Genomic DNA, 15,260 nt, shown 5'->3' on the forward strand with positions numbered 1-15,260 from the left:
CCGATGCTCTCGGACGGATCGTATTACAAGGCCTCCGACACCTACATAGAAATGTGCGCTGACACGCTGGATTTCTATGCCGAAAAGGGCGCGCCGCTGGACAGCGGCAACGACCCCGCCAAGGGTTGGATCAAGTGGGTGTTTGTGTTTGTCATTCCGCTGGCAGTGGCGAGCATCGTCTGCGGCATCTTCTACGCGCAGATGAAAACCGCCAACGAGCAGACCCACGCCAACGCCTACATGCCCGCCGAGGGCCTGGCGCTGTCCGTGGTGGAGGACACCTACACCCACACCACCGAAACCGAGCGCTACGACCCCGTCAAGGACGACAGCAGTTCCAGCGGGTCGAGTACCGACAGCGACGGTTTTGGCGGCAGCTCGGGCGGAAAATTCTGATAGGGGTACAGCAAAAGGCTGCCGCAATGCGGCAGCCTTTTTGGGTGTGTCAATAAACTGAATGGGACGATTGCGAATTTTCGGTAGGTTTGTAGGGGACGCATATATGCGTCCCGTGCGGTTTACCCGGTATACCGCATGATCGGGACGGCTGCGGCGGGCGGCATAGTAGCCGTGCCTACAAGCCACCCCATTATGTTCATTATAGTATATGGTCGCGGGCGGGGCGTGCCCCGCCCCTACAAGAGTTTTTCGGCAGCCTTTTTGCTGTGCTTACGCCTCAAACTGCTTGGCAACGCGCTTGAGGTTTTCGATGATGGGCAGGTGCTGCGGGCATACGCTCTCGCACTGGCCGCAGCCAATGCAATCACTTGCCTTGCCGAATTTCAGCGTCAGGTTGTCGTAGTAGGCGCCTTGGGAGGTAAAATCCTTGTCCTTCAATTCCTGCAAATCGGCGTTGTACAGCGAAAAATACTTGGGGATGGCAATGTGCATCGGGCAGCCTTCCGTGCAGTAGGCACAGCCCGTGCAGGGTATGGCGATGCTGGCGTTGATGGTATCCACTACCTGCGCGATGACCGCCTGCTCCTGCTGCGTCAGCGGGACAAAATCCTGCATAAAGCCTGTGTTGTCCAGCAGCTGCTCGGTGCTGCTCATGCCCGAAAGCACCATTTTAACGTTGGGCAAACCGGCGGCGAAACGCACCGCCCAGCTGGGAACAGATGCCTCAGGGTTTGTGGCGCGCAGCAGCTTTTCGGCAGCGGCGGGCAGCTTGGCCAGCGTGCCGCCCTTGACAGGCTCCATTACAATAACGGGCTTGCCGTGCTTGGTCGCAACCTCGTAGCATTTGCGGGACTGCACGCCCTCACTGTCCCAATCCAGGTAGTTGATCTGCAGCTGCACAAACTCCATCTCGGGATGCTCGGTCAAAATCTTGTCCAGCACCTCGGCGGTATCGTGGAAAGAAAAGCCCATGTGCTTGATCAGCCCCTGGCGCTTTTTCTCAGCAATCCAGGCAAAGCAGTCATACTTTTTGTAGATTTCGTAATGCTCGGCGCCCATATCGTGCAGCAGGTAGTAGTCAAAGTAATCGACGCCCGTCTTTTCGCGCTGGGTGTTAAAAATAGCGTCGCGGTCGTCCAGGCTGTGGATATACGCCGCATGCAGCTTGGTGGCCAGGGTGTAGCTTTCGCGCGGGTGGCGGGAGGTCAGCACGTCCTTGACGGCGTTCTCGCTCTTGAAGGCGCAGTACATCCACGCGGTGTCAAAATAGGTAAAGCCGCGCTGCAAAAAGGTGTCCACCATCTGTTTGGTCTGTTCCAGGTCGATGCTGCCCTCATCGTTGGGGTTCAGGCGGGGCAGACGCATCAAACCAAAGCCCAGCTTTTTGGCGTTGTTAAAAATATCCATTTTCGTTGCCTCCGTTTTTGTATGTGTTATCCTATTATACACCCTTACCCCCGTATATCGTCAAGCCTTTGCGGGCATAGAATAGGCTTGTAACCGCGCAAAAACTATGCTATAATAAATTGTTTATAGAACAAATCTTTTTAGCGGGGTGAGTCAGCTATGGATTTTGAGAAGCATTGCTGGGTCGAGATCGACCTGGACGCTCTGCGCAGCAATTTTGCCTATATACAAAAAGCGGTGGGCGGCGACATCTGCGCCGTGGTCAAGGCCGATGCCTACGGCCACGGTGCCGCTGAAGTTGCCGAGGTTTTGCAGCAGGAAGGGGCCGCCGGTTTTGCCGTAAGCAACCTGAACGAGGGGTTGTACCTGCGGCGCCACGGCATCAACAAGCCCATCCTGATTTTGGGCTACGCCGCGCCCGACCGCGCCGCCGTGCTCGCCAAAAACAATATCGCTGCGGCGTGTTTTTCCACCGAGTATGCGCGGGCGCTTTCCGCCGCCGCTGCCGCCGCCGGGGTGCAGGTGCCGGTTCACTTAAAAGTAGACACCGGCATGGGGCGCATCGGCTTTGCGGTGCGTTCCGGCTTTGAGGAAACCCTGCGCGAGATGGAGGCGCTGTACGCCCTGCCGGGGCTGAAGATCAGCGGCGTGTTCCAGCATTTTGCCGTGGCCGACAGCGAAACCCCCGAAAACCGCGCCTACACCGAAGAACAGCACGACCTGTTCGCCGCCGTTCTGGATCGGCTGCAAACAGACGGGTTCCCCACGGGCACGGTGCATTGCGCCAACTCCGCCGCGCAGCTCTGCCACCCCGAATGGCGCTGCGATATGACCCGCGCGGGCATTATCCTGTACGGGCTGGACCCCAGCGACGAGGTACACTTCCCTGCCCTGCAGCCCTGTATGACGATGAAAACCGTGGTTTCCTTTGTCAAAACGCTGCAGCCGGGGCAAAGCGTCAGCTACGGGCGTACCTTTACCGCCCGCGCACCGATGCGGGTCGCCACCGTCTGTGTGGGTTACGCCGACGGCTACAGCCGCGCACTGTCCGGCACGCTGCGGCAGGGGCTGATGCTGGTCAACGGCAAGCCCGCCCCCGTTTTGGGCCGCGTGTGCATGGATCAAACGCTCATCGACGTCACCAACATCCCCGGTGTCGCCATGGGCGACGAAGTCACGGTATTCGGCCCCGGCGGTGCCGACACGGCGGACACTCTCGCTGCCAAGCTGGGCACCATATCTTATGAAATCATCTGCGGCATTTCGCGCCGCGTACCCCGCGTTTATCTGGAAAACGGCAAGCCCGTAAAAGTCTGCAACAACTTGGAGGAAACCTGATGGCACGCAAGAACATCCGAAATTTCTGCATCATTGCCCACATCGACCACGGCAAATCCACCCTGTCCGACCGTATGCTGGAGCTGACCGACAGCGTGGACAAACGCACCATGACGGATCAGGTTCTGGACAATATGGACTTGGAAAAAGAGCGCGGCATCACCATTAAGGCGCGCGCCGTCACCATGCGCTACAAGGCGGACGACGGCGAAACCTATGAGTTTAACCTGATCGACACCCCGGGTCACGTGGACTTTCAGTACGAGGTCAGCCGCAGTCTGGCCGCCTGCGAGGGCGCGGTGCTGGTCGTGGATGCCAGCCAGGGCGTGGAGGCGCAGACCCTTGCCAACTGCTATCTGGCGTTGGATCACAACTTGGAGGTCGTGCCGATCCTGAACAAGATCGACCTGCCCAGCGCCGACCCCGACGCGGTTGCCAAGGAGGTCGAGGACGTCATCGGTCTGCCCTGCATGGAGGCACCGCGCGTGTCCGCCAAGATGGGCATCGGCATCAAGGACGTGCTGGAGAGCGTGGTGCAGAACATCCCCGCCCCCACCGGCGACCCCGACCTGCCGCTGAAGGCGCTGGTATTTGACTCGGTCTACGACAGCTACAAGGGCGTTATCGTCTACATCCGCGTGTTTGAGGGCAGCGTGAAGCCCGGCGATACCATCCGTTTGATGAACACCGGCGCGGAATTCCAGCTGGTGGAGGTCGGGCATATGGGCGCGACCCAGCTAAGCCCCTGCGACAAGCTGGAGGCGGGCGAGGTCGGCTACCTGACCGCCAGCATCAAGACCGTGCGCGACACCCGCGTGGGCGATACCGTGACGCTGGCCAATAACCCCACCGCAGAACCGCTGCCCGGCTTCCGCACCGTGACGCCGATGGTGTTCTGCGGCATCTACCCCGCCGACGGTGCCGATTACCCCGATTTGAAGGACGCGCTGGAAAAGCTGCAATTGAACGATGCTTCGCTGACTTTTGAGCCGGAAACCAGCGCCGCGCTGGGCTTTGGCTTCCGCTGCGGCTTTTTGGGGCTGCTGCATATGGAGATCATCTCCGAGCGGTTGGAGCGCGAGTTTGACCTGGAACTGATCACCACTACTCCCGGTGTCCAGTACCGCCTGACGCTGACGGACGGCACCGTGGAGGTCATCGACAACCCGTCCGCCTACCCCGACCCGACCCGCATTGTCAAATCGGAGGAGCCGTTTGTCAACGCCCACATCTACACCCCCAACGAGTATGTGGGCCCCCTGATGGACCTTTGCCAGACCAAGCGCGGCATTATGGTCGATATGAAATATATGGACGAAACCCGCGTGGACCTGCATTATCTGATCCCGCTGGGCGAGATCGTCTATGACTTCTTTGATGCCATTAAATCCCGCAGCCGCGGCTACGCCAGCTATGACTACGAGTGGGAGGGCTGGCACGAGAGCAAGCTGGTGCGTATGGACTTTTTGCTCAACGGCGAGGCGGTGGATGCGCTTTCGATGATCGTATTTGCCGACAATGCCTACGCCAAGGGCCGCCGCATCTGCGAAAAGCTGAAAGAAAATATCCCCCGTGCGCTGTTTGAAATTCCCATTCAGGCAGCCGTGGGCGGCAAGGTCATTGCGCGCGAAACCGTGAAGGCGATGCGCAAGGACGTTTTGGCGAAGTGCTACGGCGGCGACATCAGCCGTAAAAAGAAGCTGCTGGAAAAGCAGAAGGAAGGCAAAAAGAAGATGCGCCACCTCGGCAGCGTGACCCTGCCCAGCGAGGCGTTTACCGCCGTGCTGAAATTGGACAGCGAATCGTGATATCCGGGCGGTTGCCACGGGCGGCATAGTAGCCGTGCCTACGAACGACCCGTTATATTCGTTATAACATATACGGTCGCGGGCGGGGTGCTTGCACCCCGCCCTTTCCTTATCTTAACTCTGAAAAAGCGGGTGCCCGCCGTATGGCGGGCACCCGCTTTGTTTAGCATAGCAAAAATTACATCAGGCTGCGGTACAGGGCCTCGATCTCCTCGACGCTGGTGTCGCGGGGGTTGCCCGGGCAGCAGGCATCGGCAAAGGCGGACTCGGCGAGGAAATGAACGTCCTCTTCCTTCAAAATGCTCTTGAGGTCGGTGGGGATGCCCACATCGGCGCTCAGCTTCTTGACGGCGGCGATGGTGGCATCGGCGGCCTCGGCGTCGTTCATCTCGTCAATGCCGACAACTCCCATGGCCTTGCCGACGGCGCGGTAACGCTCGCCCGCAACGTCCTTGTTGTACTCCAGACCCGTGGGCAGGATGATGGCGCAGGCCACGCCGTGGGGGGTGTCATACAGGGCGGACAGACCGTGCGCCATGCTGTGCACAATGCCTAAGCCCACGTTGGAGAAGCCCATACCGGCAATGTACTGGCCCAAAGCCATACCCTCGCGGCCTTCAGGGGTGTTGGCAACGGCGCCGCGCAGGTTCTCGGCAATCAGCTTGATGGCTTCCAGATGGAACATATCAGAGATGGTGCAGTGACCCTTGGTGATGTAACCCTCGATGGCGTGGGTCAGGGCGTCCATACCGGTAGCGGCGGTCAGGCCCTTGGGCATGCTGGACATCATATCGGGGTCAACGACAGCGACCTCAGGGATATCGTTGGTGTCAACGCAGACAAACTTGCGCTTTTTCTCGACATCGGTGATGACGTAGTTGATGGTGACTTCGGCAGCGGTGCCGGCGGTGGTGGGCACGGCGATGGTGAACACGGCGTGCTTCTTGGTGGGGGCCACGCCCTCCAGGCTGCGGACATCGGCAAACTCGGGGTTGTTGATGATGATGCCGATAGCCTTGGCGGTGTCCATGGAGGAGCCGCCGCCGATGGTCACGATGCAGTCTGCCTCGGCAGCCTTAAAGGCAGCGACGCCGTCCTGTACGTTCTGAATGGTGGGGTTGGGCTTGATCTCGCTGTAAACAGCGTAGGCAAATTTGGCAGCGTCCAGCAGGTCGGTGACCTTTTTGGTGACGCCGAACTTGATCAGGTCGGGGTCAGAGCAGACACAGGCCTTCTTGTAGCCGCGGGCGGTCAGTTCGGGAACGATGTTCTCGATCGCGCCGTGACCGTGGTAGGAAATGGTGTTCAAAACAATGCGACTTGCCATAATAATATCTCCTTTTTTTATCCGGCAAAACGCCGGTTTTTCCTTGGATAACTTTAGGCAACACCGCACAATTCCCGCCTTACGGCTTAAGCACCGCTCCGGCGGCTGCGGCACGGCATCTGCGTTGCCAAAATGCTCGATAAGACATCCAGTATTATCTGCGCTTTTGGCTTAGCAGCTGCCGCACCTCGCTCGCCGTATCGGCACTTAGAATTATGTGGTATTACCTTTAGTATACCGCATTGGACAGTTTGTTTCCATCTGTAAAATCTGCGCAGACTTTGTGAAAATTCTAGTGAACCTCGGCGGTTTCCGGCTGCGGCTCCGGCTCAGCGGTGGGCAGGGCGTGACCAAAGGCGGGTACATACAGATACCGGCGGATGATGAAAATCAGGGCGATGGCACCCACGCTGATCAGGTTTTGCAGCGCGTCGCCGTGCCCGACGATCATATTACGGGCAATGGCGGTCAGCAAAACCTCCAGCACACTGCCGGGGCTGTGCTTGGCAAGCATCTTGACGAACTCGATGCCGATGACAATATCCAACGCATGTACGAGAAAATCATGCACCCCTACCCCGTTATCGTCGATAAACAGGCTGGGCAGCAGCTCGATGAGCGGGACGATGCTGATCAGCAATGCAATCAGCACAATGATGGCAAGCAGGACCTCCAAAAGCCCGGCAATGCCCGCCAGTTGGTTGCGCAGCACGTTTTTGATATGCTCCTCTTTGCGGCGCAGCCCTGTGTTGGTTACGATGTGGTTTCCCAATTTCATAGTTTTCATACTCCCCTATTTGATAGTCTTATCATACCACAAAAGCAGTGTCCGCGTCTTGTAAAAAATGTAAACATTTTTTTGTGCAATCTGCCATGCCGACAGCGGCAGCGGGAGCGCAGGATTTGATATCTTTTTCACATTGTGAAAGTCGTACTTCTGCTGTCAAAACCTCATCAAAAACGACAAAAAGCGCTGGTGAAAACCGTTTTCGGTTGTTTTTTGGCTGAAAAACGCCCCCGCATCTTGCATTTTTTCGCCGTTGGCTTTACACTAATCTTACAAGGGAACCACAGGGATACACACTCAATGAGGAGGTACCGCTATGATCGGCAAAAAACAGAATCTCGGTTGCGGTATGTCCTACCTGTACCCTATCCGCAGTATAGTATAAAAGCGCAGTGTACCGTTCTATCGGTTGCTGCGCTTTTTTGTTTTTCCGGAAAGGAAGGTCGCATTATGAAAAAAGTTGCCGTCATTATGGGTTCCGACAGCGATTGGCCGATTGTAAAAGGTGCCTGCACGGTGCTGAAGGATTTCGGCGTACCGTTTGAGGCCCACATTCTTTCGGCGCATCGCACCCCCGAGGCTGCCGCCGCCTTTGCCAAGTCTGCCCGCGCCAACGGCTACGGCGTGATTTTGTGCGCCGCCGGTATGGCTGCCCACCTCGCCGGGGCTTTTGCCGCCAACACCACCCTGCCGGTGGTGGGCATCCCGATGAAGGGCGGCGCCGTGGACGGTCTGGACGCCCTGCTTGCCACCGTGCAGATGCCCGGCGGTTTCCCCGTTGCCACCGTTGCCCTGAACGGCGCCAAGAACGCCGCCTATCTGGCGGTGGAGATCCTCGCCCTGAGCGATGACAGCCTTGCCGAAAAGCTGGATGCCTTCCGCGCCGACACCGCCGCCGCCATCGCCAAGAAGGACGCCGCCATCGCCGCCGAGGCTGCCGCCCTGTAAACCCGACACCCTACCTTATTTAATATTAAAACATACACAAACATAAAAGGAGCGTTTCTTATGAATTACGAAGTTAAAGAGCAGATGTACGAAGGCAAGGCCAAGCAGGTTTTCGCTACCAGCGACCCCAACGTTGTTATGGTCCACTACAAGGACGATGCCACCGCCGGTGACGGCGAAAAGCGCGGCACCATCCGCGACAAGGGCATTGTCAACAACAAGCTGTCCAACGCTCTGATGCAGAAGCTGGAAAAAGAGGGCATCCCCACCCATTATATCGAGGAGATCAACGACCGCGACACCTTTGTCAAGAAGGTCGAGATCGTGCCGCTGGAGGTCATCGTGCGCAACGTTGCCGCCGGCCACTTCAGCCTGCGCATGGGCGTACCCGAGGGCAAGGTTTTCAAGACCCCCATTCTGGAGTACAGCTACAAGAACGACGACCTGCATGACCCGTTCATCAACCACTACTACGCGCTGGCTCTCGACCTGGCCACCCAGGAGGAGCTGGACACCATCGCCGCTTATGCCTTCAAGGTCAACGAAGTGCTGAAGAAGATCCTGCTGGATGCCAACATCCGCCTGATCGATTTCAAGCTGGAGTTCGGCCGCCTGGCGGACGGCACCATCATTCTGGCGGACGAGATCAGCCCCGACACCTGCCGCTTCTGGGATGCCACCACCGGCGCACACCTCGACAAGGATCTGTTCCGCCGCGGTATGGGCGGCGAGGCAGACGCTTATCAGGAAGTTATGAAGCGCCTGCTGGGCTGATTTGCCCCGCATTTTACAGAGTTGGGAGAACGTGAATGAACGAAATTTCCGAATACAGCCAAGGTCTGCACGAGGAGTGCGGCGTCTTTGGCATCTACGATAAAACCGGCGAGACCGATATGGTCAGCGCCGTGTACAGCGCCCTGTATGCCCTGCAGCACCGCGGGCAAGAAAGCTGCGGCATTGCCCTGAACGTGGACGGTGTGCTTTCCGGCTACCGCGACCTGGGTCTTGTCAGCGAGGTTTTCACCAAGCGCGTGCTGGAGGAGCTGCCCCAGGGCGCCAAGATGGCGACCGGCCATGTGCGTTACGCCACCGCCGGGCAGCGCAGCCGCTCCAACGCCCAGCCGATGATTTTGCATCACTGCAAGGGCGCCATGGCGGTCTGCCACAACGGCAACCTTGTCAACGCCGCGCAGCTGCGCCGCAAGCTGGAGATGAGCGGTTCCATCTTCCACGGCACCTCGGACACCGAGGTCATTGCCTATCTGCTGACCCAGAACCGTCTGGTGACCCCCAACATTGAGATGGCCGTCAGCCGCACGATGGACGACATCGAGGGTGCGTACAGTCTGGTCATTATGACCCACACCAAGCTGATCGCCGCGCGCGACCCCCACGGCTTCCGCCCGCTGTGCATCGGCGCTTTGCCCGACGACAAGGGCTGGGTCTTTGCCAGCGAAACCTGCGGTCTGGATGCCGTCGGCGCCAAGTTTGTGCGCGACGTGCGCCCCGGCGAGGTCGTGATCGCCGACCGCCACGGTCTGCGCAGTCTGGACAGCCACTGCGGCATTGCCCCCCACACCCTGTGCGTGTTCGAGTACATCTACTTTGCCCGCCCCGACAGCGTGATCGAAGGCACCTGCGTACACGAAGCCCGTCTGCAGGCCGGACGTTTTCTGGCGCAGGAGCATCCCGTGGAGGCCGATGTCGTCATCGGCGCGCCGGACTCCGGTCTGGACGCCGCGCTGGGCTACGCCCAGGAGAGCGGCATTCCCTACGGCGTGGGCTTTATCAAGAACAAGTATGTCGGACGTACCTTTATCCAGTCCACCCAGGCCCAGCGCGAGAGCAGCGTGCGCATCAAGCTGAACGCCATCTCCGCCACCGTCAAGGACAAGCGCGTTGTCTTGGTCGATGACTCCATCGTGCGCGGCACCACCAGCGCCCGCACCATCCGCCTGCTGCGCGAGGCGGGCGCCAAGGAAGTGCATTACCGCATCAGCGCCCCGCCCTTTGTCCACCCCTGCTATTTCGGCACCGACATTCCCGACGAAAAGGACCTGATCGCCACCGGGCACACCGTCGAGGAGATCAACAAACTGGTCGGCTCGGATTCCCTTGGCTACCTGAGCATTGAACACGTTCAGCAGCTGGGCATCCACAGCAGCTGCGGCTACTGCACCGGCTGCTTTACCGGCAAGTATCCCGTTGCCCCGCCGACCGAACCCTTGGAGATCGTCTACGATAAACCCCTGAGCCAGTCCAACCCCAGCAAGATGCTGTGATGACATAACGAATGTAGGAGTTTGCAATGGAAAAGAGTTATTCTGCCAGCTACGCCGCTGCCGGCGTGGATATTACCGCCGGGTACCGCTCGGTGGAATTGATGAAGCAATACGTTGCCCGCACCATGACCGAGAACTGCATCGGCGGCCTGGGCGGCTTCGGCGGCCTGTTTGAGCTGGATTGCACCGGCATGGAGCATCCCGTGCTGATCTCCGGCACCGACGGCGTCGGCACCAAGCTGCGCGTCGCCATGCTGCTGGACCGCCACGACACCATCGGCATCGACTGCGTTGCCATGTGCGTCAACGACGTCATCTGCGCCGGTGCCAAGCCGCTGGTGTTTCTGGACTACATCGCCTGCGGCCGCAACATTCCCGAAAAGATTGCCGAGATCGTCAAGGGCGTTGCCGAGGGCTGCGTGCAGGCAGGCTGCTCCCTCGTGGGCGGCGAAACCGCCGAGCATCCCGGCATGATGCCTGAGGACGAGTACGACCTGGCCGGCTTTACCGTGGGCGTTGTGGACAAGGCCAAGATCTTGTCCAACGCCGATATGCAGGCGGGCGACGTGCTGATCGCCCTGCCCAGCACCGGGGTACATTCCAACGGTTTCTCGCTGGTGCGCAAGATTTTTGACATTGACAACCACCCCGAGGTTCTGCAAAAAACCTTTGATGGCATGGACAAGCCCTTGGGCGAAGCCCTGCTGGCACCCACCCGCATCTATGTCAAGCCCGTGTTGGCGCTGCTGGATGAAGTGAAGGTCAAGGGCATCAGCCACATCACCGGCGGCGGCTTTTATGAGAACATTCCCCGCAGCCTGAAGGACGGCTGCGCTGCCCGCATCGCCAAGGCGGACGTGCGCACCCCTGCCCTGTTTGACGTGATGCAGCGCGAGGGCGGCATCTCCGAGCATGACATGTTCAACACCTTCAATATGGGCGTAGGCATGGTCGTGACCGTCGCCGCCGAGGACGCCGACAAGGCGATTGAAATTCTGCAGGCACACGGCGAGGACGCCTACCGTCTGGGCACCGTCGTCGAAGGCAGCGGGGTCGAGCTGGTATGAAGCGTGTAGCGGTTTTGGTTTCCGGCGGCGGCACCAATTTGCAGGCGCTGCTGGACAGCGAGCGTCGGGGCGAAAACCCCAACGGCAGCATCTGTCTGGTGCTGGCCAGCAAGCCTGGCGTGTACGCTTTGCAGCGCGCCGCCGATGCCGGGGTAAAAAGCGTGGTGGTCAGCCGCAAGGCGTTTGCCACCGCCGAGGAATTTGACGAGGCGCTTTTGTACGAGCTGCAATCCAACCGCATTGACGTGGTGGTGCTGGCAGGTTTTTTGAGCGTTCTGGGCGAAAAGGTCATTGCGGCCTACCGCAACCGGATTTTGAACGTCCACCCCAGCCTGATCCCCAGCTTTTGCGGGCCGGGCTATTACGGCCTGCGCGTACACGAGGCCGCCCTGGCGCGCGGCGTAAAAATCACCGGTGCCACGGTGCATCTTGTCAACGAAGAATGTGACGGCGGGCCGATTTTGCTGCAAAAGGCCGTGGCCGTGCAGCCCGACGACACCCCCGAAACTTTGCAGAAACGCGTCATGGTGGAGGCCGAATGGCAGCTTTTGCCGCAGGCCCTGGCCATGGTTTGCCGTGATGAGGTATAATGATGAAGAAAAATCTGAACAAGTTCCTGGCCGGAAACGATTACCCCGGCCGCGGCATTGTGCTGGGCCAAAGCCCCGACGGCGAAAAGGCCTACGTTGCCTACTGGATCATGGGCCGCAGCTCCAACAGCCGCAACCGCGTGTTTGAGCCGATTCCCGGCGGTATCCGCACGGTAGCCGCCGACCCCGCCAAGCTGGAGGACCCGCACCTGATCATCTACAACGCCGTGTTGACCCTGCGCGAGACCACCGTGGTGACCAACGGCGACCAGACCGACACGATTGCCAAGTTTATCAGCGGCAATCTGTTCCCCGGCTACAGCTTTGAGGCCGCGCTTGCCACCCGCACCTACGAGGACGATGCCCCTAACTTCACCCCCCGCATCTCCGGCGTGGTGGACAACCGCACCGGCGCATACAAGCTGTCCATCTTAAAATCCTGCGAGGGCAACGCCGCCAGCGTGCAGCGCCAGACCTTCGACTATCCCCAGCCCGTGGCCGGCGAGGGGCATTTCATCAGCACCTACCAGAAGAACGGCAGCCCCATCCCCAGCTTTGCGGGCGAGCCGATGCGGGTAGCCATTGACGAGAACGACCCCGACAAGTTTGCCTACAAGCTGTGGGATTCCCTGAACGATGACAACAAGGTCAGCCTGTTTGTGCGCAGCATCAGCCTGGCGACCGGCACCTACGAGGATATGATCCTGAACAAGTACACCGCTGTGGAGGGTTAATCAATGAACGAGTTTCAGCTGAAATACGGCACCAACCCCAACCAGAAGCCCGCCCGCATCTACATGGCGGACGGCTCTGACCTGCCCGTGACCATTCTGAACGGCCGCCCCGGTTATATCAATTTCCTGGACGCCTTCAACTCCTACCAGCTGGTGCGCGACCTGAAAAAGGCGCTGGGTCTGCCCGCCGCCGCCAGCTTTAAGCATGTCTCCCCCGCCGGTGCCGCCGTGGGTCTGCCCCTGGACGACACACTGCGCAAGATGTACCACATCGCCCCCGAGACCGAGCTGTCCCCCCTGGCCTGCGCCTACGCCCGCGCCCGCGGTGCCGACCGTATGTCCAGCTTCGGGGACTGGATCGCCTTGTCCGATGTGTGCGATCTGTCCACCGCCAAGCTGATCCAGCACGAGGTATCCGACGGCATCATCGCCCCCGGCTACGACGCCGACGCGCTGGAGGTTCTGAAAAGCAAGAAGAAGGGCAACTACGCCGTGGTCGCCATCGACCCCGACTACACCCCCGCCCCGCTGGAAACCCGCACCGTCTTTGGCGTGACCTTTGAGCAGGGTCGCCAGGATCTGGAAATTTCCAACGAAACGATGCTGCAGAACATCGTGACCGAGAACAAGGTCATCTCTGACGAGCAGCGCCGCGATCTGGTCATGAGCCTGATCGTGCTGAAATACACCCAGTCCAACAGCGTCTGCTATGTGCAGGGCGGCCAGACCATCGGCGTCGGCGCCGGGCAGCAGAGCCGCGTACACTGCACCCGTCTGGCGGGTCAGAAAGCCGACAACTGGCAGCTGCGCCATATGCCCAAGGTGCTGGAGCTGCCCTTCCGCGACGATATCGCCAAGCCCAACCGCGACAACGCCATTGACGTGTACATCGGCGACACGCCGGAGGACGTCATCGGTGAGGATGTCTGGGCCGAGACCTTCACCCGCCGCCCTGAGCCGCTGACCGCCGAGGAAAAGCGCGCCTGGCTGGACAAGGTGACCGGCGTATCCTTGGGCAGCGATGCCTTCTTCCCCTTTGGCGACAACATTGAGCGCGCGCGCCGCAGCGGCGTGACCGCTATTGTGGAGCCGGGCGGCTCCATCCGCGACAGCCAGGTCATTGATACCTGCAACAAGTACGGTATCGCCATGGCATTCTGCGGCATCCGCCTGTTCCATCACTAAACCCAAATCCAACTTGCCTGCGCTGAAAATTCTCCGCGGGCTGTTGGTGTTTTATACGGAGGGATCTTTTATGAAGATTTTAGTTGTGGGCGGCGGCGGCCGTGAACACGCCATTATCCGCGCCCTGAAAAAAAGCCCCCGCTGCACCGAGATCTGGTGCGCCCCCGGCAACGGCGGTATCAGCTATGACGCCAAGTGCAAGGCCATCGCCGCCACCGACGTGCCCGCCATGGTCGCCTTTGCCAAGGAGGAAGCCTTTGACTACGTTGTGGTAGCGCAGGACGACCCGCTGGCACTGGGCATGGTGGATGAGTTGGCCAAGGTGGGCATCCCCGCTTTCGGCCCCGACAAGGCTGCCGCCCGCATTGAGGCCAGCAAGGTGTTCAGCAAGGACTTGATGAAGAAATACGGCATCCCTACGGCCAAATACGAGACCTTTGACGATGCCGCCAAGGTCATGGACTATATCCGCGCCGAGGGCAAGTACCCCGTTGTCATCAAGGCGGACGGTCTGGCGCTGGGCAAGGGCGTGCTGATCTGCCAGAACGAGCAGGAGGCCGCCGACGGTGTCAAGGAAATTATGCTGGACAAAAAGTTCGGTGCCTCCGGCAACCACGTTGTGGTGGAGGAATTCCTGACCGGCCCCGAGGTCAGCGTGCTGAGCTTCTGCGACGGCAAGACCGTCAAGCCGATGGTTTCCAGCATGGACCACAAGCGCGCCCTCGACTACGACGAGGGGCTGAACACCGGCGGTATGGGCACCGTGGCCCCCAACCCCTACTACACCGCCGAGGTTGCCGACCGCTGCATGAAGGAGATTTTCCTGCCCACGGTCGCCGCCATGCAGGCGGAGGACTGCCCCTTCAAGGGCTGCCTGTACTTCGGCCTGATGCTGACCCCCGACGGCCCCAAGGTCATTGAATACAACTGCCGTTTCGGTGACCCTGAAACGCAGGTCGTGCTGCCCCTGCTGGAAAGCGACCTGCTTACCGTAATGCAGTCCACCACCGACGGCACACTGGACAAGACCGAGGTGAAATTCCGTGACGGGGCTGCCGCCTGTGTCATTTTGGCCAGCGGCGGCTACCCCCTCGCCTACGAAAAGGGTAAGGAGATCACCGGCCTGACCGACGGGCAGCTGGACGCCGCCGATGTGACGGTGTACCACGCAGGCACCGCCGTCAAGGAGGGCAAGCTCGTCACCAACGGCGGGCGCGTTCTGGGCGTGACCGCCACCGCCGACACCCTGCCCGCCGCCTTGGAAAAGGCCTACGCCGCCAGCGAGAGCATCCGCTTTGACGGGCTGCACAAGCGCCATGACATCGGCGCCCGCGCGCTGGCTGCCATGCAGAACTGACCGATACTTCTATTTTTAGGAGGAAAATTCA

At 59.8% G+C, this 15,260-nt stretch carries 13 protein-coding genes and 1 pseudogene; 11 read left to right on the top strand and 3 right to left on the bottom strand.

What is annotated here, in order from left to right; translation table 11 throughout:
* Window positions 1-396 (top strand): annotated as a pseudogene (locus Q0I19_RS05990) (TPM domain-containing protein); the annotation flags it as partial.
* Between the two features lie 273 nt (window positions 397-669).
* On the opposite strand, the gene Q0I19_RS05995 reads toward Q0I19_RS05990, so the two are convergent.
* Window positions 670-1,806: an aldo/keto reductase gene (locus Q0I19_RS05995; protein ID WP_294758237.1), complete on the bottom strand. Its 1,137-nt coding sequence runs from the start codon at window positions 1,804-1,806 to the stop codon at window positions 670-672.
* Between the two features lie 159 nt (window positions 1,807-1,965).
* On the opposite strand from Q0I19_RS05995, the gene alr reads away from it, so the two are divergent.
* Window positions 1,966-3,144, top strand: coding sequence for an alanine racemase (gene alr / locus Q0I19_RS06000; RefSeq protein ID WP_294758239.1), 1,179 nt, complete (start codon window positions 1,966-1,968; stop codon window positions 3,142-3,144).
* Window positions 3,144-4,952 carry a translation elongation factor 4 gene (gene lepA / locus Q0I19_RS06005; RefSeq protein ID WP_294758241.1) on the top strand — a complete coding sequence of 603 codons (1,809 nt, stop codon included), beginning with the start codon at window positions 3,144-3,146 and terminating at the stop codon, window positions 4,950-4,952. The genes alr and lepA overlap by 1 nt, the downstream gene beginning before the upstream one ends.
* Before the next feature lie 178 nt (window positions 4,953-5,130).
* Here the strand turns inward: lepA and fucO are convergent, their stop codons facing one another.
* Window positions 5,131-6,279, bottom strand: coding sequence for a lactaldehyde reductase (fucO, locus tag Q0I19_RS06010; RefSeq protein ID WP_294758242.1), 1,149 nt, complete (start codon window positions 6,277-6,279; stop codon window positions 5,131-5,133).
* A 292-nt stretch (window positions 6,280-6,571) separates the two neighbouring features.
* Window positions 6,572-7,057 carry a transporter gene (locus Q0I19_RS06015; protein WP_294758244.1) on the bottom strand — a complete coding sequence of 162 codons (486 nt, stop codon included), beginning with the start codon at window positions 7,055-7,057 and terminating at the stop codon, window positions 6,572-6,574.
* 456 nt (window positions 7,058-7,513) lie between these two features.
* Between Q0I19_RS06015 and purE the strand changes: the two genes are divergently transcribed.
* From purE to purD, 8 genes are all read left to right on the top strand, one after another.
* Entirely contained in the window at window positions 7,514-8,014 is a 501-nt protein-coding gene (gene purE, locus Q0I19_RS06020; protein WP_294758370.1) for a 5-(carboxyamino)imidazole ribonucleotide mutase, read from the top strand.
* Window positions 8,015-8,074: 60 nt separating this feature from the next.
* Window positions 8,075-8,788 carry a phosphoribosylaminoimidazolesuccinocarboxamide synthase gene (purC, locus tag Q0I19_RS06025; RefSeq protein WP_294758245.1) on the top strand — a complete coding sequence of 238 codons (714 nt, stop codon included), beginning with the start codon at window positions 8,075-8,077 and terminating at the stop codon, window positions 8,786-8,788.
* A gap of 44 nt (window positions 8,789-8,832) precedes the next feature.
* On the top strand, window positions 8,833-10,296 hold the full coding sequence (gene purF, locus Q0I19_RS06030; protein WP_294758371.1) for an amidophosphoribosyltransferase: 1,464 nt from the start codon (window positions 8,833-8,835) through the stop codon (window positions 10,294-10,296).
* Between the two features lie 26 nt (window positions 10,297-10,322).
* Window positions 10,323-11,363 carry a phosphoribosylformylglycinamidine cyclo-ligase gene (gene purM / locus Q0I19_RS06035; RefSeq protein ID WP_294758247.1) on the top strand — a complete coding sequence of 347 codons (1,041 nt, stop codon included), beginning with the start codon at window positions 10,323-10,325 and terminating at the stop codon, window positions 11,361-11,363.
* A complete protein-coding gene (gene purN, locus Q0I19_RS06040) occupies window positions 11,360-11,953 on the top strand; it encodes a phosphoribosylglycinamide formyltransferase (RefSeq protein WP_294758250.1) in 594 nt (197 codons plus the stop codon). The genes purM and purN overlap by 4 nt, the downstream gene beginning before the upstream one ends.
* Complete coding sequence (locus tag Q0I19_RS06045; protein ID WP_294758252.1) at window positions 11,953-12,687, top strand: IMP cyclohydrolase; 735 nt, start codon at window positions 11,953-11,955, stop codon at window positions 12,685-12,687. Before purN ends, Q0I19_RS06045 begins: the two co-directional genes overlap by 1 nt.
* A 3-nt stretch (window positions 12,688-12,690) precedes the next feature.
* Window positions 12,691-13,872 (top strand): phosphoribosylaminoimidazolecarboxamide formyltransferase, encoded by a 1,182-nt coding sequence (locus Q0I19_RS06050; protein WP_294758253.1) that lies wholly within the window; start codon window positions 12,691-12,693, stop codon window positions 13,870-13,872.
* Between the two features lie 70 nt (window positions 13,873-13,942).
* Window positions 13,943-15,229 (top strand): phosphoribosylamine--glycine ligase, encoded by a 1,287-nt coding sequence (gene purD, locus Q0I19_RS06055; RefSeq protein ID WP_294758254.1) that lies wholly within the window; start codon window positions 13,943-13,945, stop codon window positions 15,227-15,229.
* The last annotated feature ends 31 nt before the right edge of the window (window positions 15,230-15,260 follow it).

This window comes from uncultured Gemmiger sp. (assembly GCF_934561205.1).
In the GTDB taxonomy this organism is placed as follows: Bacteria; Bacillota; Clostridia; order Oscillospirales; family Ruminococcaceae; genus Gemmiger.